This window comes from Ureibacillus sinduriensis BLB-1 = JCM 15800 (assembly GCF_000772955.1).
GTDB classification, from domain to species: domain Bacteria; phylum Bacillota; class Bacilli; order Bacillales_A; family Planococcaceae; genus Ureibacillus; species Ureibacillus sinduriensis.
Window position 1 is genome coordinate 574,400 of the sequence record NZ_JPVO01000055.1, and the last position, 20,727, is coordinate 595,126.

The following is a 20,727-nucleotide window of genomic DNA, read 5'->3' on the forward strand; positions in this document are numbered from 1 at the left end:
TATTCTTATATATGAATCAATCTTAATAAAGGTTTAACATCCTATTTTTAAGTGGATCCATATTTGACAGCATACAAGTAAAGAAGGTAAATTCGAATAGAGTTTATAATTGTCACATAAGAGGCTCTCCATTTAAATTGGAGAGCTTTTCTTTTAGCGAAAAGATGTATATGTAGGTTAAGCTTATCTGATCAGATATTCACTTGGATAATGCATTTGTCGGCGTGCGAAAATGGTGTCTCTCAACTGAATGTCCAAATAAATAGGGAAATTACCTCTTTTGTGAAAGAAGCGGAATTTGTTCAAGAAAGATCAAACCATTGAAGCAAGTAAAATTTTCTTCTCTACAAGTATAGGAATCACTATTTATCCGCATGATGGGAATACAACAGAAAATCTTTCAAGCAAGGGGATAGCTGGGTAAAAGTAGCTTTTCATTTGATCTGATGAACAAATACAGATTCCAATGCCTTGTTCTAATAGATTAGGAAGCTATATATAAACGGGGTTTTGTATTGTATTTCCAATTAAAATCAATTGTGAGATTAGCGGAATGTAGCATTTGTTTCATGCATTAAGGAGTCAGTAAGCAAGTTTAGGAAAAGTGCAACTCAACTATCATTTTCGAAAAAGAGGCTATTCATCTATGTTACTTAATCCGTTTTCCGATGGATTTTAAAAGGCTCTATGAAACATTATGTGAAATTGGGAGATAAGCAAGCAATATAGGGCAATCATTAAAAAAACTTTAAAAGTTTACTGGCCTCTGATGGAGTAGGGCGCTTTACGCATCTCGGAAACTCAAGCAAAATGAGTGAGTTTGTTCACTTTTATTATTTTTAGTAAATTAATTCCGTCGGGGGAATAAACGAATCCCTTCATTCTTGGAATATGAATATCAAGGAGAAATTGTATTATGACAAAATTTCAATTAGTAGCAACAGCTGCAATGGGCCTAGAATCAATTGTAGCACAGGAAGTGCAGGATTTAGGATATGAAACACGTGTTGATAACGGGAAAGTTTATTTTGAAGGTGATGAAACAGCCATTGCCAGATGCAATCTGTGGCTCCGAGTGGCAGATCGCGTTAAAATAGTCGTAGCAGAATTTCCTGCACACACTTTTGACCAGCTCTTCGAAAGTACAAAGGCAATTGAATGGGAAAAATTCCTACCGGTAGATGCCGCATTCCCTGTATCCGGAAAATCGGTGAAATCTAAATTATATAGTGTTCCCGATTGTCAGGCCATCGTTAAAAAAGCAATTGTTGAGCGCATGAAGTTTCATTACAAACGACTAGGTTTTTTGGATGAATCTGGTGCAACATATAAAATCGAGGTTTCAATTTTAAAAGATGTGGCTACTTTAACAATTGATACTTCTGGTGCCGGTCTACATAAGCGTGGATATAGACAAGTGCAAGGGGAAGCTCCATTAAAGGAAACATTAGCAGCTGCACTTGTGAAAGTTTCTAAATGGAGCCCAAATCGACCATTTGCAGATGTATTTTGCGGATCAGGGACTATCGCGCTGGAAGCAGCAATGATTGGACAAAACATCGCACCTGGCTACAACCGGGAATTTATCTCAGAAGAATGGTCCTGGATGAAGGCGAAAATTTGGGATGATGCCCGAAATGAAGCAGATGACTTAGCCAATTATGATCAAGCTCTCGAGATCATCGGTTCGGATATCGATCATCGAATGGTATCAATTGCCCAGGAGAATGCTCTGGAAGCAGGATTTGGCGATATGATTATATTCAAGCAGATGCAAGCGATAGACTTTACTACTAGACTAACAGATGGTGTAATTATTTCGAACCCTCCTTATGGGGAACGTATCGGTGAGAAAGAAGCAATCGAAAAAGTTATTAGTGACTTTGGACAAGTTATGAAAGACTATCCTACATGGTCTGTTTATATGCTTTCTTCCATGGAAAATTTTGAGGAATTATATGGCAAAAAGGCGACGAAGAAGCGTAAATTATTTAATGGCTTCATTCGTACAGACCTTTACCAATATTGGGGTCAAAAGTCAAAACGTGAAGATTAATTACAAATTATAACGGAAGGAGGATTTCTCCTTCCGTTTCAGTGTCTTTTCCACATAAGACAAATACACTAATATGATATGAAAGTAAACATTACGAAACAGTGTCTAGCTACAGGTGCTAGCTTCTCCAAAACCCCTTGGAATCTACTGCAAGGACAAAAATGTCCTTCCATCTATTCCTCGGGCTGTGTTGTGAGGCAACGCAAGCACCTTCCGCTTTTCATGAAGGAGATTAAAAGAATGAGACAGTCTTTACCGTTTGAACTTTCGAAAGATCGTTCCTTTTTTGATTCACTTGGCGATTGGATGGGGGATGTTTTATACGATGAACTCCCTGAAAAGGGGTTTGAATGCCGCGACGAACAAATCTTTATGGCCTATCAAATTGAACAGGCTTTAAAAGAAAAAAATGTTTTATTTGCTGAAGCAGGTGTAGGAACCGGAAAGACAATTGCCTATCTCTTGCCGGCCATTTCATATGCCCGTTATACAGGCCGTCCAGCACTTATTGCATGTGCAGATGAAACGTTAATCGATCAGCTCGTCAAAGAGGGCGGCGATATTTATAAATTGACGGAACATCTTGGCTTAACGATTGATGTTCGTTTAGCAAAATCAAGAAACCAATATTTATGTTTGAAACGCTTTGAAGAAACCGAAAAGGTAGTGACCGAGGAATGGATCGACGATATTGCGATGTCCATCCCTGATGGTGTCTATGCCCAAGGATCGATGCTCACAGTCAGTCCATATGGTGCTCGAAGCGATTATTCAGCTATAAGTGATGAAGATTGGCAAAGTGTGAATTACAATGCCATCATGCAATGCTCGGTTTGTGATATGCGTAACCGTTGTGGCCAAACACTGCACCGATCCCACTATCGCAGTTCCAATGACTTGATCATTTGTTCGCAAGATTTTTTGATGGAGCATTTGGCAACTAAAGAATCCCGCGAGCGGGAAGGGCAGTTGCCTTTGCTCCCTGAAGTATCCATGATCGTCCTGGATGAAGGGCATTTACTTGAATACGCAGCGCAAAATGCAATGACGGTAAAGGTCCAAAGCTATACGATTGTTAATTTATTGGAACGCTTGATGGTTGATGGTGTCCGTGAAAAAACATTGTATGCAATGGAAACATTACAGGACCACCATGAACTGTTCTTTGACCAACTACGTGATGATGTCGTCCCTTCAGAGGAAGACAGAAAAACGATCAAAAAATCTGAACGTCTTCTTGCCATCGGGAAACAGTTGATTGTCGATGTCGAGGGTTTGTTGGAAGAGTTTGTTTTTGAATCTGAATTATATATGATACCGGAATATGAATTAAATATGGCTGAAGAATTTTTGGAACAATATCAAGCTGCAATCCGCATATTTATTGCTCAAGGCGATGCAGTTGATTGGCTTGAGGAAACAGATGGCGAAGAAACATTGGTTATTATGCCTCGGTTGATTACCGACGTGTTGGAAGAAAAACTATTCTCTAAAAAGATACCAATTGTCTTCTCATCGGCTACTTTATCCGTAGGCAAAGATTTCTCTTATATTGCTTATAGTTTAGGAATTAAAAAATATCAATCATTCAGTGTGCCATCGCCTTTTGATTACGAAGAAGTGATGAAGGTGCACCTGCATGAATTGAAGCGAGATGAAAAAACTGCAGCTGCAGAGAAGTTGTTAAATGAAGGGCAGCAACAGACGTTAATCTTATTTAAATCCAAGCAATCCATGCTTCAATTTAAATCCAAATTATCCATGATGTCCAAACTAACAATGGCCTTTGAAGGGGATCGTGAGTTATCTGCGATTGTACGTGATTTCCAGGAAGGCAATGTGAAAACTCTATGTTCGTATCATTTATGGGAAGGATTAGATTTACCGGAAGAAGCGTTAACGCGTGTCATCATTTATGATTTACCGTTCCCTCCACAGGATCCTTTATTTGATGCAAAAAGAGCATTTTCTGAAAATCCATTTGAAGAAGTTGAGTTGCCATTTATGCAGTTAAGACTTCAACAAGGTATTGGAAGACTCATTCGAACTTCCAATGATTATGGGGATATTCATATCTTCCTAAATGAAAACGAGATTCAATATAAATCTGAGTTTGTTAATATATTGCCAGTTCAGCCAGTATAAAATTTGAAGCAAAAGTTCACTTTTGGACTTTTGCTTTTTATTTTTAGTAGTTTATCGGAAATTGCGCTAAAGTAGATCTTTAAAGGGCGAAGATGAACGACTGGCTATTAAGGATGCCTCTATTCCAATCAAACCTTATCCCAAAGCGTTCAAGAAGAACATGAGCTTCCGAGTAAAAAAGCCGCTCCCGCGAAAAAAGGGAGAGGCTTCAATTTTTCCCTAAATTACCATAATTTAAAGCCCTTAGAACCAGCAGGCGAATTATCAAGTATCTCAAAAATCGGGAAAGTATAAGCAATCAAAATTAAAGCAACCAAGATGACTCCCCAAACTTTAAAGTTCTCCAGGATTGCCGGTGTTTTACCGCTGCCCTCGGTTGCTTCTGCGACTGGGAACTCTTCCTCCCCTTTTGGGGCGAACCATAAAAGGTTAATGACTATACCGATAATGAACAAAATGGAAATGAATAAAATAGTGCCGCCAATTGCTTGTGCCAACTGGTAGGAAATCCATTCAGCAGCTTGCTCAGACCCTCCGTAGGTAGAGTATTCCGAGCGACGGGGTGCACCAAGCAATCCTGCGACATGCATAGCACCAGACATAATGAACATACCAACTCCCCATAGAATACCTGCTATATTTGCAAGGCTGTTCATTCTCCCGGTCAGTGTTCGGCCAGTTATATGAGGGATTAACCAGAATGCGGCACCAAAATAAGTCAAAACGACGGCAGTAGCAATTGTTAAATGGAAGTGACCAGTAACCCAAATCGTATTATGAATTAATTGATTCATCTGATAGGAAGCGTTGACAATCCCACCAGCTCCGCCCGGAATGAATGCCACCATACCGATGAACGGTACGAGGAAACGACTATCTTTCCAAGGTAATTGTTTGAACCAGCCTACAATACCTTTGCCACCTAGTTCACGTCCGCGCAATTCAAAAGTCGCAAACATGGAGAAGGCAGTCATAAGAGACGGAACAATGACAAAGAAAGTTAGTACTACTTGAAGGAATTTCCAAAATCCATCAATACCCGGTTCAGTTAGTTGGTGGTGAACACCGACAGGTATTGAGAATAACAGGAATAGCATAAATGAAAGTCTGGCCAATGAATCAGAGAAAAGCTTGCCCCCAATTACTTTAGGAACGACTACGTACCATATCATATAGGCAGGCAATAACCAGAAGTATACAAGTGCGTGACCAAAATACCAAAACAATGTACGGGATAACAACACATCAATACGGTCAACCAAGCCTAATGACCAGGGAAGCAATTGGAATAATACTTCGATTGCAACCCCTAATGAAGCAACAAACCACATCAGGTTATTCACTACAGCCATGAAGGCCAGAAGTGGTGAAGTGAGTCCTTTGTTTTGCTTGCGCCATTGTGCATAACGCATAATTTGAGCAATACCTTCAATCCAGGAGCCGACAACTACAAGAGCAAGACCGGCATAGAAGATCCAATGTGCTTGGAGCGGGGCGTAAAATGTATAAAGTACGGAAGCCTCGTTCAATAGCACCATTGAAGCTGCGGCAATTGTACCGATTGTCATAAGCCAGAACCCGATCCACCCCAATTTGCGTTGGGTACTTGAAAGGGCACCTGCTGTACGGCTCACTGCGGCTATTTGGAAGCCCATAATGAAATAAGTAGTAAGGATAAGTCCCAGTAATACACCGTGCACTGTTAAAACTTGGTAATATCCGATGCCGAAGGGCAATTCGAAGGCGCCAGAGCGTACAAATACTTGCAATAGACCGGCGAGACCACCGATCAAAAGAGCGGTGAACGCAACATAAATGTGTGCTAATGCCAATTTTGCATCTTTAGAATCGACTTTGATTAAGTTACCTTTTGTTTCATGCGAGTTTCCTTTTGGCAATAACGTTTTTTTACCAACTTCTTTATTTGCTGTTATCATCATCTTCCACCACCTTTAACGTAGAATACATCATCGCGTGTCCGACACCGCAATATTCATTACAAACGATCGTAAATTCACCGACTTTATCTACCGTTGTAACGAGTTCGGAAACATATCCGGGTTCCAGCATCATATTAATATTTGTCCCAGCAACCTCGAAGCCATGAATAACGTCTTTGGTTGTAGCTATGAACCGTACTTTTGAACCAACGGGAATTTTGATTTCCGGTGGATTGTAGCTGAATGCAGAAGCAACCAATACGACTTCATACTCCCAATCCTTACCTTCCACTTTATGGACACCTGGATTGTCAAATGGTGATATCTCATCCACTTTCTCATAGTCAATTGTCCATTTTGAATTATTTGGGTGTGCACCCGCATGAAAGGCGCTCACGCCAATGATTATTAGAAATGAAATGAGTGTAGTGGTACCAAATATCAACCACCATTTCTCATACTTGTGTATGTGCATGTATCTTACCTCCAAGTAAATATCTCGGTTTAATTAAAAACGCTCGATGAATAAGTTGAAGCAAATAGCCCAAATGACAATGATTATTATTCCGATGCCAAAAGTCGCAAGAAGCGTTCCTTTCAAATTATTGTCAGATGTTTTTTTGTTTGCCATGGTTCTCCCTCCTAAGTGAAGAAAAATATGAAGTTATTTACAAGACAAATCATATATAAATTGAAACGTTGATGATGTGATAAAAATCACACATCCTACGCTAAAATGTGAATTTAATGTGAAGGTATAAATTTGCTGTGTTTTCTAAATGATAAAGTTATGGATTGTGAAAAAGAAGAAATGACAAAGGGGATGCCTGGAAATAATGCTGGCTCCTTAAGTTAACTATGGTGCCAACATAGAATGAATTAAAGTATAGCCCTCGAGAGAAAAAAGCTCCAAACAAAAAATAATCATGTCAGCGAAGTTTGAAAAACACAAAAAAACACGCTAATCAATGCGTTAGCGCGTTACTGGGATAAATCGATAAGCCATTCTACTTTTGAAATATATGGGATTATGTATAGGTGATTATTCTTCATCTATCGTAAATAGAATTGTAAGGGTCCCGACTTCTTCGATAACTGCCGGAAGTTTGAAAGCTCTTTCAAATCCGAAAAGCTTTGTATTACCAACCATCACTGTTGGGGGAGTAATGTCTACACTCAATGCCTGTTGACCTACATGCGTACATAAGTTGCCGGCAAACATATTTCCTAACTCTCCAGTAAAGGATTCCAACATCTCTCCTTCAAGAGGCATGCCGAACATTTTTGCGCCAATGGCACTAAAGGAGGATGCTGTACTATCTATTATAATCCTTCCTTTGATGTCCCCAATCAATCCAATTAAAACGCCCATTTCCTGTTGAACGAACGGTTCTGTTAAAATGGAAGGGGATTGGATATCCATTTCCATTGGAAGAATGCTTTTTAATGAGTGGATTGATCCGTTTAGTATCGTTTGTATATGTTGTGAATTATTCATATAATCACCCCTTTTTCGACTTTTTTCCATATTACCACGTATATAGTACATTAGTACATGTAAAATAATGGCAATCTGTACCATTTTACCCTCTTCAATCACGCTTGTTGCTATCTTGAACCTGTATTATAATATATGAAAATGATTCTCATTATCTTAGGGGGAGTAAAATGATTTATCTATTTATTGGTATAACGATTGTCATTTATGTTTGCATGGGTGCGTATTTAGTGAAGAGAACGACAAAATTTTGAAAACAACATTCCTTTTCTGCTTCCAATCTTCCATGAAAGATGTTCTTTCAAAAAATCTTCCCTTATAAAATATAAAAACTTTCCCTTTCATTCTTTCTTTTTCTTCGATTTTATTATTTAATCATAATAGTATATAATTGTGACATTAATGAGGCAAAGGGGTATTTATTTGCATGAATTCTTTTGAAGGAAAAATAGAAGATTTACTGCAACAATCTTCGATACAATACATAATCTACCAAAACAATGAAGATCAAGAACGTCTGGATAAGCTACATTTATTCGCTAGAAAATTATTGCAAAAAGAATATGTGATCGGATTTGCAGGTCATTTCTCGGCAGGGAAGTCGAGCATGATTAATGCACTCTCCGGTGAAGATATCCTGGCTGCAAGTCCAATTCCCACAAGTGCCAATATCGTTAAAGTGCATAAGTCGGAAGAGGATTATGCAATCGTTTATATGCACCATGAAAAACCTGTTAAATTTGAAGCAGGATATGATTTTAAAACGGTGAAGGAATTAAGCAAAAATGGGGAGCTTGTATCCCAGATTGAAATTGGGCATAGCACATCTTCGCTTCCATTGGGTGTAACGGTAATGGATACACCTGGAGTCGACTCTACAGACGATGCGCATGCCATGTCAACTGAATCCGCGCTACATATAGCGGACATGGTTTTTTATACAATGGATTACAACCATGTACAATCTGAATTAAACTTCCAATTCACCAAGCAATTAATGAAATATAATCAGAATGTCTATTTGATTGTAAACCAGATTGATAAGCACAAGGATAATGAACTTTCTTTTGAGGAATTTAAACTATCTGTAAAGCAATCCTTTGCCGCATGGGGAGTTGAGCCGAAAGGAATCTTTTTCACTTCCTTAAGGGAATTTGACCACCCTCATAACGACTTTGATACAGTAAAGAAAATCGTCATGGATTCGATGAACGATTGGCAGGAACAGCTGGTATCAACAGCTGAAAATACACTACGCAAACTGCACAATGAACATCTTGATTATTTAGAAGAAGAAAAACAAACTTTACTAGCAGATTATGAAAATGTATTAAGTACGGATGAATGGGAAAATCGCCACGATTTAATAGAGCAATATGAGAAACTAAAGCTTCAAACTGAGCTGTTCTCCAGTGAAACGTGGAATGATACATTTAAGGATCGACGGAAAGAGCTATTAGATAATGCTGCCATTATTCCGGCGGATTTCCGGGAAAAATTGCGTGCCTACCTTGAAAGTACGCAAGAAGGCTTTAAAGTTGGCGGACTATTCTCAGCTAAAAAGAAAACAGAGGAAGAGAAAAAGCGCCGTATTGAAGAAGTATATGAGCAATATAAAGTCATTTTGCAATCTCAAATTATCGGGCATCTAAAAAGTCTGATGAAGCAATCCTTGAAAGAAGTAGGGGTTTTGACGGATGAAAGAGCTGCACAGATTGATGCACTCCAGTTTGATGTACCTTTTTCGACAATCGAAGGTCAAATTAAACAAGGTTCAATAGCTACTGGAGATGCTTTGTTAAATTTTGCAAATCGTGTGGCGGAAAGTACGAAGCGGTATTTCATCGAAGCAACGGATGAATGGAAAGACCAACAACAGGAAGTTCTGAAAGAAGCTTCACAAAATTTATCTTCTCCCGTCCAGGCAAAGATAAAAGTGCTGAAAGAAAAAGTGGATGCAATCCAATCCATCGAGCAATTAAATCAATTTAAAGCAATGGCTGAAAAAGAAATTGTTGCAGCGACAAAGGATACTCGTTCAGGAGCAAAACGGCAGTTCCAAAAATGGCATGATGATTACGAGCAAGCTCTTAAAGAAATTCGTCCTTTTGATTCTTCGATGTTAGTAAAAAAGGAGAACGAAGTTGAAGTGGCTTCCACAGAACTGCGGCAATCGGCAACTGACTCGCAAAAAGGCGAGGAAGTTATTGAGGCGGCTATCCGTACCGCAAATGCAGTTAAGAAAGTGGATGGATTCGAGGAAGTAGCCCAATTCTTGGAGAAAAAAGTAGAACGTCTGCAGCAAAAAGATTTTACAATTGCACTATTTGGAGCATTTAGTGCTGGAAAATCAAGTTTTTCCAATGCTTTGATGGGCTCCAAGGTGCTGCCAGTATCGCCTAACCCGACTACTGCTGCCATTAATAAAATCCGGCCTGTGACGAAAGATCATCTACATGAAACTGCAGATGTGCATTTAAAGACAGCGGATCAGTTATTGGAAGATATTAAGGATTCCTATGCGGAGATCGGAATTACAATTCAATCTTTACAAGAAGCATTTGAGCGTACGGAAGAGGGGCTGTCTGTACAGCTGAAAGACGAGCGATTAAATGTCCATAAATCCTTTATTCGTGCTTTCAGCCAAGGATTTAAAACCTATGAACCGAGCCTTGGGCAAACTCTACGTGTGGAGCGTGCCGAGTTCGAGCGCTTTGTGGCGGAAGAGAACCGTTCATGTTTTGTAGACAACATTGACTTTTACTATGATAGCCCGATTACAAGAATGGGTGTGACACTTGTAGATACACCGGGGGCCGACTCGATCAATGCCCGCCATACCGGGGTTGCTTTCGATTATATCCGGAATGCCGATGCAATTCTTTTTATCACTTATTATAATCATGCTTTTGCCAAGGCAGATCGGGAATTCTTGATTCAATTAGGGCGTGTGAAGGATGCTTTCGAACTGGATAAAATGTTCTTCATTGTAAACGCCATTGACTTAGCTTCAACACCGGATGAAGAAGAAGATGTTAAAAACTATGTGAAATCCGAATTGCAACGTTTCGGAATCCGTTTCCCGAAATTATTCGGTGTTTCAAGTTTGCTTGCGCTTCGTGAAAAAGTTGAAGGTGGTTCTCTCAATTCGGGTATGGCTCCATTTGAGCAATCCTTCCATCATTTCTTAAATGAAGAATTAGCCGCAATTGCAATACAGGCTTTGCATGAAGAAGTCGAGAAAACACAATCACGGTTGGCAGACTTAATTTCTCAAACAGAAGAGAATTTAAAACGAAAAGATGAACGGCTAAAAGAGCTCACTGAATTGGAACAGTATGTCAAGAAAACGTATGGCGATCCAACGGTCAACATGCTAAAGAGTGATATGAAGCAGGAATTGGATGAACTGCTTTACTATGTAATGCAGCGCGTCTACTATCGTTATCCTGATTTCTTTAGGGAAAGCTATAACCCGTCCACTTTCTCCTCCAAGCCAATTCAATCAGCTCTAGAACAGGCATTGAAGGAAACGGTTAGTGCGCTTCGATTTGACTTTGCGCAAGAGTTACGTGTGACAAATTTCCGTTTAGCACAGTTTATTCAAAAGAAAATCATCGAACGTTTTAAAGAGGAAGTACGTTCACTCAAAGAATTAAACCCAAGTTTCTCTTTCATTACAATTGAGCCAGAAGAACCGAATTTGTTGGACTTTAAAGGACCATTTGAGGATGAAAAGAAATATGCTTCCGTGAAATCATATTTTAAAAACACCAAATCATTCTTTGAGAAAAATGAAAAAGAGAATCTCAAAATGGCCTTGGAAGAATTAACTAGACCGGATGCACAACATTATGTCGATTTAGAAAAAGAAAAGATTACCGATTGGGCAAATAATCTTATTGAACAAGAATCGTTAAATTTAAATAACTATTTACTTAAACAGGCATTAAAGCAGATTGAAACCGAAAAAATGCTTCTTGAAGAGGTAAATCGTCTGGATATGTGGAAATCGATCTATCAAGATTTACAAAAATCGGAGGTAAGGTAAATGGGAAAAGTTTTCGTTTCTGCTCATGAAGTAAGGCCTGGCCGATATATTGATACACGCTTTCATTTACAGGATCGTTTATGGGGACAACAGGCATTTGAAGATGGGCATATTGAAGGCGCCCTTTATTGGGACTTGGAGCGGGATTTGTCTGATATGGCAAAGAATGAAGGCCGCCATGCAATGCCTTCAAAAAATCAGCTGCAACAATTATTCGAACGATCAGGCTTGAAGCAGGGTGATTTGATTTATATTTATGATCAAGGTGCTTCACCATTTGCTGCCCGTGCGTGGTGGATGCTAAAATATGCGAATTTCCCAAATGTCTATATTGTGAATGGCGGTTTTGAGGCATTAAGAGAAGCTGGCCATACCGTAACATCTGAGGAGGCGTATTTTGGACCGACAAAACTGGCGATACAATGGAATGAAGCTATCTACTCAAATCGGGCAGATGTGAAAAGAGTTGTTGATGGGGTCCGCAAGGCCGTATTATTGGATGCCCGTTCAGAAGAAAGGTACCGCGGGGAGTCCGAGCCTTTGGATAAAGTGGCTGGACATATACCAACGGCGAAAAACTTTGATTGGGAACAGTTAAAACAGAGGTCGGAGCTTTATGTGAATGACCAACTGATCGAAAAATTTGGCCGTGACGAAGAAATTGTCGTATATTGCGGTTCGGGTGTTACAGCTTCCCCTCTATACGCCATCCTGGCCCATTCAGGATATGAAAATTTGAAGCTTTATGTTGGAAGCTATAGCGACTGGATTACACAATATGAAGTAGAGACCGGGGAAAATAAATAACTTATTCTTGAAACGTATAATGTAAAATTTATACGTTTCTTTTTTATGTTCGGAAGGCATTTTACAATTTTTAATAGCTGAATGTGCAGATAGTCCGAAAATAATGAATCAATCTGTAACTTTTACAGAAGCAAATCGACTAATATTTCGAATAGAAAATACAAGGAGAGAGAAAATGAAAAAATATGCATCCATACTCATGGCTTCAGCCCTGATGAGCAGTGTATTTCTTCAGCCGGCTGTATTTGCTGAGCGTAGCGAAGATTCGGTAGTAGAAGAAAAACAACAAGATCATTTTATTAAAGTGACAGGAGAAATTGTTTCGATCCAACAAGAATCAAAAGGGAATTACTATGCAACAGTTAAAACAGATAAGGAGGAGTTCGGCTTTTATTTCGATAACCAGACTTTGGTTCTGGATAATGCCGGAAATAAGGTAGAACTTGCTAAAGGGCTTGAATTTATGGCTTTTGTAGATGCCCGAAAGCCAATGATTATGATTTATCCTCCAAGGTACTCGCCTGATGTCATCATTGTACAATCAAAAAATCCGGGCACTGTGGAGCTGCAGAGATTCAACAAGCAACTTTTGAATGAAAAAGGCGACTTAGTTATTCATGTAACAGACGAAACGAAAATCCATAATTTATCAGGAAAAAAAGTATCCAAGGATGCGATGGTAGATAAAGATGTTCTAATATTTTATGAAATTGTGTTGGAGAGTTACCCAGCGCAAACAGGGCCAAATAAGGTAGTAGTTTTGGAGAAGGAGAAATCCACAATAGATAAGGCAATTGATATCGCGAACAAGGATTCTTACGAAGTCGATGGCGTCACAATGGTACCGCTCAGAAGAGTGGCAGAACAGTTGGGTTACAAAGTTGAATCAAATGGAAAGGTAACCGTCATTTCTAAAGGCAATATGTCTTTCACCATTACGTTGGGTGTAAAGCATTACGGCTACAATAAAGCACTCCGTTATTTCGAAGTAGAACCGGCATTACTGGAAACAGGCAAAACTTATGTCCCGTATGAATTGTTGGAGCAGCTAATTGAATTAACCGAGATAAACTAAATCATTCCTAAATGCTACATACTTTTAAACGGGTATGTAGTTTTTTTTTTTTTGAAAAATTTGTGAAAAAATAATGCTTTTGTGAATAAATGAGCAAGAGACTTTGTGAAATGTTTCATATTACGCTCTGTAAAACAATACGTGTTTTTCTTCACAAATCGAAACTATTAATCAATAAGCAATTGAATAATAAAAACGTTTTCATATATTTTGTTGATATAATAAAATTTTCAAATTTCATCTCGCAATTAGCTTGTTATTATATAACTCAAATACAAAATACACCTCGTTTTTGCGCGTTATTAGCTACTTTAAGCGCGTTTTCTATATTGACTTTAATGCATTGAAGCGCTATGATACGAAAATATAATAGTTTTAAAAATAAAACAAACGGGGTGTGTAAAATGGATTTAATGAAAAAATCGATTGAAATGCATGAACAGTATAAGGGGAAACTGGAAATTAACTCGAAAGTCCCGGTAGTAGACTCATATGATTTGAGTTTGGCTTATTCGCCAGGAGTTGCCGCACCTTGTCTTGAGATTGAGAAAAATCGTTCACTCGTATACGACTATACCATTAAGGGCAATTTAGTTGCGGTTGTAACAGATGGGACGGCAGTACTGGGCTTAGGTGATATCGGGCCGGAAGCCGCACTCCCTGTAATGGAGGGAAAGGCTTTATTATTAAAACGATTTAGTGATGTAGATGCGGTTCCGATTTGTCTGGACACAAAAGATGTGGATGAAATCGTACGAACAGTTAAGCTCATCGCTCCAACATTCGGAGCCATCAATTTAGAAGATATTTCTGCACCACGTTGCTTCGAGATTGAAGAGCGATTACGAAAAGAGTGCAATATTCCTGTGTTTCATGACGATCAACACGGAACAGCTATTGTTGTAGGCGCGGGCTTGAAAAACGCTTTAAAAATCGTGAAAAAAAATAAGGAAGATTTAAAGATTGTCATAAATGGCGCTGGAGCAGCCGGGATTGCGATTCTTCGTATATTGCTCCATCAAGGCTATAAAAATATTGTCGTCTGTGATTCGACTGGCATCATCTATAGTGGCAGACCAAATGGAATGAATCCAATCAAAGAGAGTATTGCACATTTGACAAACCCAAGCAACTTATCAGGGAGCCTGGATGCAGCGCTAGTAGGGGCGGACGTGTTCATAGGGGTGTCTGTTGCAAACTTACTTACACAAAACCATATTCAATCGATGAATGACAATCCAATTGTGTTTGCACTTGCCAATCCGAATCCCGAAATCACTTATGAGAATGCAAAAAGCTGGGGGGTGCGGATTATTGGGACGGGCCGATCCGACTATCCGAACCAGGTGAATAATGTATTGGCTTTCCCAGGTATCTTTAAGGGCGCATTAGAAGTAAGGGCTACAGATATTAATGAAGAAATGAAACTGGCAGCAGTGGAAGCAATTGCATCTCTCGTGGCTGACGAAGAACTTTCGGAAGAATACATTATTCCAAAAGCGATGGATGAAAGGGTGGCATTGGCAGTAGCAAAAGCGGTAGGGGAGGCAGCCATTCAATCTGGTGTATCTGAATTATTCCCCGAGGTGCTTGAAGATGGCGTTGTCATCTCGTAATGTGAGAAGGTGACTTGCAATGAAATTCGATCGTTAGGCTGTTGTGGATTTATTCGCCTAATTGGATAGTTTAGTAGCAAGCAATACAATGGGTATGTATTAGCTTTGGAGCGCAAAAAGGTAGAAAGGAGGTGTCTCTAGCAAGACGAGACACCTCAGTTAATTTATGAATTATGCATTTTCAAGAGCAATTTCCTCTGAAAGTACTTCTAATTGGTCGATAAGAGAGCCGATATAAGCTATAGTATCCTTTAATGGCTTTTCTGTTGTAATATCAACACCAGCCATTTTAGCTAATTCAACCGGTGTTTTCGTTCCACCGGCTTTTAATACTTTAAGCCAGTCTTCCACAGCCGACTCGCCTTCGTTAAGAATGCGTTGGGAAACTTGTGTAGCAATCGTTAAACCTGCCGAATACGTATATGGGTATAAGCCCATGTAATAGTGAGGTTGACGCATCCAAGTTAACTCGGCACCCTCATTGATTTCGACCGAGTCACCCCAGAAATCTTCCAGAACTTCACGTTTCAACTTGTTTAAAATCGAAGCATTAACACTGCCTCCGTCATCAATGATTTCATAAACTTTACGTTGATAAGCGGCTTCGAGCAAGTGGGTTACAAAATTGTGATAGTAAGTACGTGCAACAATCGTTGAAATAACCCAGCGTTTGAAACGAGCATCATTCGAATTTGCTAAAAGATGGTTGGCCATCAGCATCTCATTCATGGTAGAAGGTGCTTCAATGAAATATAAAGATGGTCGGGAGTTAAAGATGTTTTGTTCTTTGTGAGTTAAATAGAAATGACCTGCATGGCCTAATTCATGGGCAAGAACAAATACTTCATTCATGCGGCTTGTCCAGGATATCAAAATATATGGGTGTTTTCCATAGGGACTCGAACAGAAAGCACCTGTTGATTTTCCTTCATTCTGTGCAAAATCAATCCAGCGTTCATCATAAGAACGGTCTATCATGTTTTGGTAATCTTCTCCCAAGATCGATAAACCATCGTTCATGTATTGACGGGATTGCTCAATGGAAATTTTCGGTTCGTATGTTGGGTCCAAGGAGATTTTTAAGTCAGCAAATGTCATTTTCTCCAAGCTATGTTCTTTTTGCAGCAGTTTTGCATAACGGCGCATATGAGGGGCCAATTCTGTTGTAATTAAATCTATTTGACGATTATAAAGGTCACGGTCTACTTCTTGATCAAACAGCAGGGAATCGAAAATTGTATCGTATCCACGTAAGTCGGCATCTGTTTTTTCAATTTTCAGGTGCGTATCATATGTTTTGGCTGTTGTATGCTGATAATCACGCAGTTTACTTGAAAATGCTTCAAAAGCTTTGCGGCGGATTTCTGGGTCGCTTTCGAGTTCCCAATCCCCCTCGAAGGAATTGTAACTGAGCGGGTAACTTTGCCCGTTTGCTTCAAAATTATCAAATTTCATATCTACTAATTTTGTCGTGTTGTATAGCTCATAAGGTGCGTCAAACGTTGTTCCGAATGCAGCCAGTGCTTTTTCTGCTTCCGGATGCAATTGATAAGGCTTTTTGCGAATGAGTTTGTCGATAAAACGCTCAAATTGTGGTGCCAGGCCTTTAGCCTCTGTTAAAACAGATTCTTCTAATAATAGTAGTTCACTAGTTATAAAAGAAAGCTGTGCACCAATTTTTGAATAGTGTTGGCCTACTTTTGCCGAACGCATTTGTGCGACATCATTAGTTTGATCTTCACTTAGTGAAAGGCTTGCATACGTACCAATTGGAACGAGTGCTTCATATAAATTTTGATAGGCAGCAATCACATTTACAGCATCTTGGGCGTTCGTTATTTTTCCTTTGAACTCGTTTTCAATCATATTTGCTTTTGCTAAAACAGTTTCAATAGCTTCTTCAAATAGCTGCTCTGTTTCAAAAAGGGGAGCTAAATCCCATGTTTCTTCTACTTTCACTTCGCTTCTTTTAAGCATTTCATTCCCTCCCGTAATTCCGATATACGAAATAAATTGTAACATATATAGGCTGAATTGGAAATCTATTGATAGAAAATTCTAAACTTTGTGGTTGGTATTCATAATTTGAGGAATATAGATTTATTTAGCTAGGAGAGAAGATAAAAGGAGAGCATAAGATGCCCTCCAAAAAAATTATCTATTGAACTGCTAAATTAGTAAACTCCTTCAGCAATCATGCCATCAGCAACTTTTACAAATCCTGCAATATTTGAGCCAACTACCAAATTTCCTTCACTGCCATATTTATGAGCGGCTTCCTTACTTACTGCATAAATAGATTTCATAATATCCCGTAGTTTCTCATCGACTTCTTCGAAAGTCCAATAGTTGCGTCCAGAGTTTTGCGCCATTTCTAAAGCGGAGGTTGCCACGCCACCAGCATTTGCCGCCTTTGCGGGCCCGAATAGGATACCATTTTCTAAAAAGACGTTAATTGCTTCCAGATTGGAAGGCATATTGGCGCCTTCAGCAACGACTTTTACTCCGTTCGCCGAAAGGGTACGTGCTGCATCCCCATCAATTTCATTTTGGGTAGCACAAGGTAATGCAATATCGCAAGGAATGGACCAGATGCCGCGGAAATCCTCCGTATAAATTGCATTTGGACGGTAATTTACATACGTTTTGATGCGTTCGCAATTCACTTCTTTAATTTCTTTGACTATGTTTAAATCAATACCATCAGGGTCGAAAATATAACCGTCCGAATCAGAACAAGCTACAACTTTAGCACCTAATTCCTGAGCCTTTTTTATGGCATAAATTGCAACATTTCCCGATCCGGAAACAACGACGGTTTTATTCAAAAAAGTTTCGCTTATATCCCTTAACATTTCCTCCACAAAATATACTAGCCCGTAGCCTGTTGCTTCCTTTCGGACCAGGGATCCACCGTAGCCAGGTGTTTTCCCTGTCAATACGCCTGCTTCATGAGCATTGCGGATACGTTTATATTGTCCGAATAGGAACCCAATCTCTCTTGCCCCTACGCCAATATCCCCGGCAGGAACATCGACATCCGGGCCGATATGGCGGTATAATTCTGTCATATACGCTTGACAAAATCGCATGATTTCTCCATTCGACTTTCCTTTCGGGTTGAAATCGGATCCACCCTTTGCTCCCCCGATTGGAAGGCCTGTTAGAGCGTTTTTAAAAATTTGTTCAAAGGCTAGAAATTTCATAATAGATTCATTAACGGACGGATGGAAACGCAATCCCCCTTTATAAGGACCTACTACATTATTGAATTGTACTCGGTAACCTCGATTTACCTGTACTTGGTTTTGGTCATCCTGCCAAGAAACACGGAAGGAAACAATTCTGTCAGGTTCTACAATTCGTGAAAGGATATTATGCTGGATGTATTCGGGGTGCTGTTCGAATACGGGTACCAACGATATAAATATTTCCTCAACAGCTTGTAAAAACTCAGGCTGGTGTGCGTTCTTTGCTATTAATTGCTCAAATACAGCATGAATGTAGCTTTCAGCTGGTGTCTTAGATCCCAAAGTATGTGTCGCCATTATGTCATCTCCTAAATTTGTTATTGAATGTATATTAGTATGATTTTTCAAACAATTCAATCAGTTTTTTTGTTACGTTTTCATGTTAGCTTAAAAAAATGAAGAAAAATACTTTTTTAGAATAATTAATTTGGATGTTTTTATGTAGGAGGAGAAGAATCATTTTACAATTATTAATCGATGCAGATGCGTGTCCGGTGATTGATTTGGCGCTATCTATATCATCTCGATATGAGATTAAAACCATCTTGTTTTGCGATACATCCCATCGGATAGAAAGAGAGAACGCAATAACAATTGTCGTTCCAAAGGGTGCAGATTCAGTAGATTTCAAGCTAGTCAACACGATAAAAAATCATGACATTGTCATTACTCAAGATTATGGATTGGCTGCGATGTGTTTAGCGAAAGGGGCATTTGTCGTAGATCAAAATGGAAGAGAAATGACATCGGACAATATTGACCAGTTGTTGGCATTTCGATATGAAAGTGCAAAAATTAGGCGATCGGGCGGCCGTACAAAAGGACCGAAAAAACGTACAGAAGAAAATAATATTTCCTTCGCAAATAAATTTCAACAAATTTGTGAACAAGCCATTTCGGCAAAATTAAAGGAGGGATGAAATAAGTGAAATTTGAAAAACAAAAACTAAGTAAACTTATTGAGAAATACGATTTATTAAGTGACATTAGTATGTCAAACCCAGTCCTTTGGTTGAATGATCATCCTATGAATCAGTCAACCGGAGAACAATTTAGTTTTAATGAAGTGATTGAAGCAAAAGAAAGGTTGCAACGTTTTGCACCTTACTTAAAGGCGGCCTTTCCTGAAACAGAAAATTTCGATGGCATTATTGAATCCGAAATTAAGGAAATACCATTCATGAAGAAATGGATGGAAGAAATTACTGGAGATGAATATCCCGGTAAACTCTTATTGAAATGTGATTATGCGCTGCCGATCTCGGGCTCAATAAAAGCTCGTGGGGGAATCCATGAAGTGCTGAAGGTTGCTGAGAAGCTCGCAATTGAAAATAAATTGATCAAAAGTAACGATGACTACATCAAATTTTGCGATGAGGCATTCCGTCAATTTTTTAACGGCTATAAAATTGCTGTCGGCTCCACAGGCAATCTTGGTTTAAGTATTGGTATTATGGGGGCGAAGCTGGGCTTTCAAGTTACCGTGCATATGTCCAGTGAAGCAAAAGAATGGAAAAAACGATTGCTTCGAGAAAAAGGTGTTGAAGTCATTGAATACTCCTCTGATTATAGTAAAGCGGTTGAAGAAGGAAGGAATCAGGCGGCTTTGTATCCAGGATGTCACTTTGTGGACGACGAAAATTCGAAGGACCTTTTTGCAGGATATGCAGTTGCAGCTTTACGACTGGAACAACAATTACGTGATGCGGACATAATCGTTGATGCTTCTCATCCCTTATTCGTCTATTTGCCGTGTGGGGTGGGGGGAGGTCCAGGTGGCGTCGCTTATGGATTGAAGAAAATCTATGGTGAACATATACACCTATTCTTCGGGGAACCAACCCAATCGCCATGTATGCTTCTTGGAATGATGACTGGCCTTCATGATGGCATTTCTGTAACGGATATAGGGTTAACAAATCAAACAGAAGCAGACGGATTAGCGGTAGGCAGGGCCTCGAAATTTGTCGGTAAATTGATGGAGCCAATTTTAAGTGGCTGTTATACAGTGGATGATTCTTTTTTGTTTAAAAGTCTAAAAGCGATGTGGGAATTGGAGCAAATTTTTATGGAGCCATCCGCCCATGCAGCCATTTTTGGCCCCATCTCACTTTTCAGTAAGGGCAAATCATATATGGAACAACATAAATTGCACATGGAAAATGCTACACATTTAATATGGTCAACAGGTGGTAATATGGTACCAGAAAAACAAAGACAACAATTTTTAAAAACAGATATCTGAGGAAAAAATTACTAGTCTTCGGTAGGAAATCAATTATATAATA

Annotated in this window: 14 protein-coding genes; 8 read left to right on the forward strand and 6 right to left on the reverse strand. The window is 39.2% G+C overall.

Going from position 1 to position 20,727, the window contains the following annotated elements; genetic code table 11:
* Window positions 1–916 precede the first annotated feature (916 nt).
* Both CD33_RS18675 and CD33_RS18680 read left to right on the forward strand, forming a co-directional pair.
* A complete protein-coding gene (locus CD33_RS18675) occupies window positions 917–2,056 on the forward strand; it encodes a THUMP domain-containing class I SAM-dependent RNA methyltransferase (protein WP_036203740.1) in 1,140 nt (379 codons plus the stop codon).
* Between the two features lie 240 nt (window positions 2,057–2,296).
* Complete coding sequence (locus CD33_RS18680) at window positions 2,297–4,201, forward strand: ATP-dependent DNA helicase (protein WP_036203743.1); 1,905 nt, start codon at window positions 2,297–2,299, stop codon at window positions 4,199–4,201.
* 224 nt (window positions 4,202–4,425) lie between these two features.
* Here the strand turns inward: CD33_RS18680 and CD33_RS18685 are convergent, their stop codons facing one another.
* The 4 genes from CD33_RS18685 to CD33_RS18695 form a co-directional block, all read right to left on the reverse strand.
* Complete coding sequence (locus tag CD33_RS18685) at window positions 4,426–6,138, reverse strand: b(o/a)3-type cytochrome-c oxidase subunit 1 (RefSeq protein WP_084591434.1); 1,713 nt, start codon at window positions 6,136–6,138, stop codon at window positions 4,426–4,428.
* On the reverse strand, window positions 6,122–6,616 hold the full coding sequence (locus CD33_RS18690; protein WP_036203746.1) for a cytochrome c oxidase subunit II: 495 nt from the start codon (window positions 6,614–6,616) through the stop codon (window positions 6,122–6,124). Before CD33_RS18690 ends, CD33_RS18685 begins: the two co-directional genes overlap by 17 nt.
* Before the next feature lie 33 nt (window positions 6,617–6,649).
* Window positions 6,650–6,772 (reverse strand): hypothetical protein, encoded by a 123-nt coding sequence (locus tag CD33_RS20780; protein WP_258517060.1) that lies wholly within the window; start codon window positions 6,770–6,772, stop codon window positions 6,650–6,652.
* Window positions 6,773–7,183: 411 nt separating this feature from the next.
* Entirely contained in the window at window positions 7,184–7,639 is a 456-nt protein-coding gene (locus tag CD33_RS18695) for a chemotaxis protein CheX (protein WP_036204206.1), read from the reverse strand.
* Between the two features lie 427 nt (window positions 7,640–8,066).
* On the opposite strand from CD33_RS18695, the gene CD33_RS18700 reads away from it, so the two are divergent.
* The 4 genes from CD33_RS18700 (at window position 8,067) to CD33_RS18715 (ending at window position 15,188) form a co-directional block, all read left to right on the forward strand.
* A complete protein-coding gene (locus CD33_RS18700; protein WP_036203750.1) occupies window positions 8,067–11,690 on the forward strand; it encodes a dynamin family protein in 3,624 nt (1,207 codons plus the stop codon).
* On the forward strand, window positions 11,691–12,497 hold the full coding sequence (locus CD33_RS18705; RefSeq protein WP_036203753.1) for a sulfurtransferase: 807 nt from the start codon (window positions 11,691–11,693) through the stop codon (window positions 12,495–12,497). It abuts the gene before it with no gap.
* 175 nt (window positions 12,498–12,672) lie between these two features.
* On the forward strand, window positions 12,673–13,572 hold the full coding sequence (locus CD33_RS18710; RefSeq protein ID WP_036203756.1) for a stalk domain-containing protein: 900 nt from the start codon (window positions 12,673–12,675) through the stop codon (window positions 13,570–13,572).
* A gap of 404 nt (window positions 13,573–13,976) precedes the next feature.
* A complete protein-coding gene (locus CD33_RS18715) occupies window positions 13,977–15,188 on the forward strand; it encodes an NAD(P)-dependent malic enzyme (RefSeq protein ID WP_036203759.1) in 1,212 nt (403 codons plus the stop codon).
* 171 nt (window positions 15,189–15,359) lie between these two features.
* Here CD33_RS18715 and pepF read toward each other — a convergent pair whose 3' ends face one another.
* Window positions 15,360–17,165 (reverse strand): oligoendopeptidase F, encoded by a 1,806-nt coding sequence (gene pepF, locus CD33_RS18720; RefSeq protein WP_036203761.1) that lies wholly within the window; start codon window positions 17,163–17,165, stop codon window positions 15,360–15,362.
* Window positions 17,166–17,362: 197 nt separating this feature from the next.
* Complete coding sequence (gene gdhA / locus CD33_RS18725; protein WP_036203764.1) at window positions 17,363–18,736, reverse strand: NADP-specific glutamate dehydrogenase; 1,374 nt, start codon at window positions 18,734–18,736, stop codon at window positions 17,363–17,365.
* A gap of 134 nt (window positions 18,737–18,870) precedes the next feature.
* Between gdhA and CD33_RS18730 the strand changes: the two genes are divergently transcribed.
* Both CD33_RS18730 and dsdA read left to right on the forward strand, forming a co-directional pair.
* Entirely contained in the window at window positions 18,871–19,359 is a 489-nt protein-coding gene (locus CD33_RS18730; protein ID WP_036203766.1) for a YaiI/YqxD family protein, read from the forward strand.
* A gap of 5 nt (window positions 19,360–19,364) precedes the next feature.
* The gene (dsdA, locus tag CD33_RS18735) at window positions 19,365–20,684 is read left to right on the forward strand and encodes a D-serine ammonia-lyase (protein ID WP_036203768.1); all 1,320 of its coding nucleotides are present in this window, start codon (window positions 19,365–19,367) and stop codon (window positions 20,682–20,684) included.
* Window positions 20,685–20,727 lie beyond the last annotated feature (43 nt).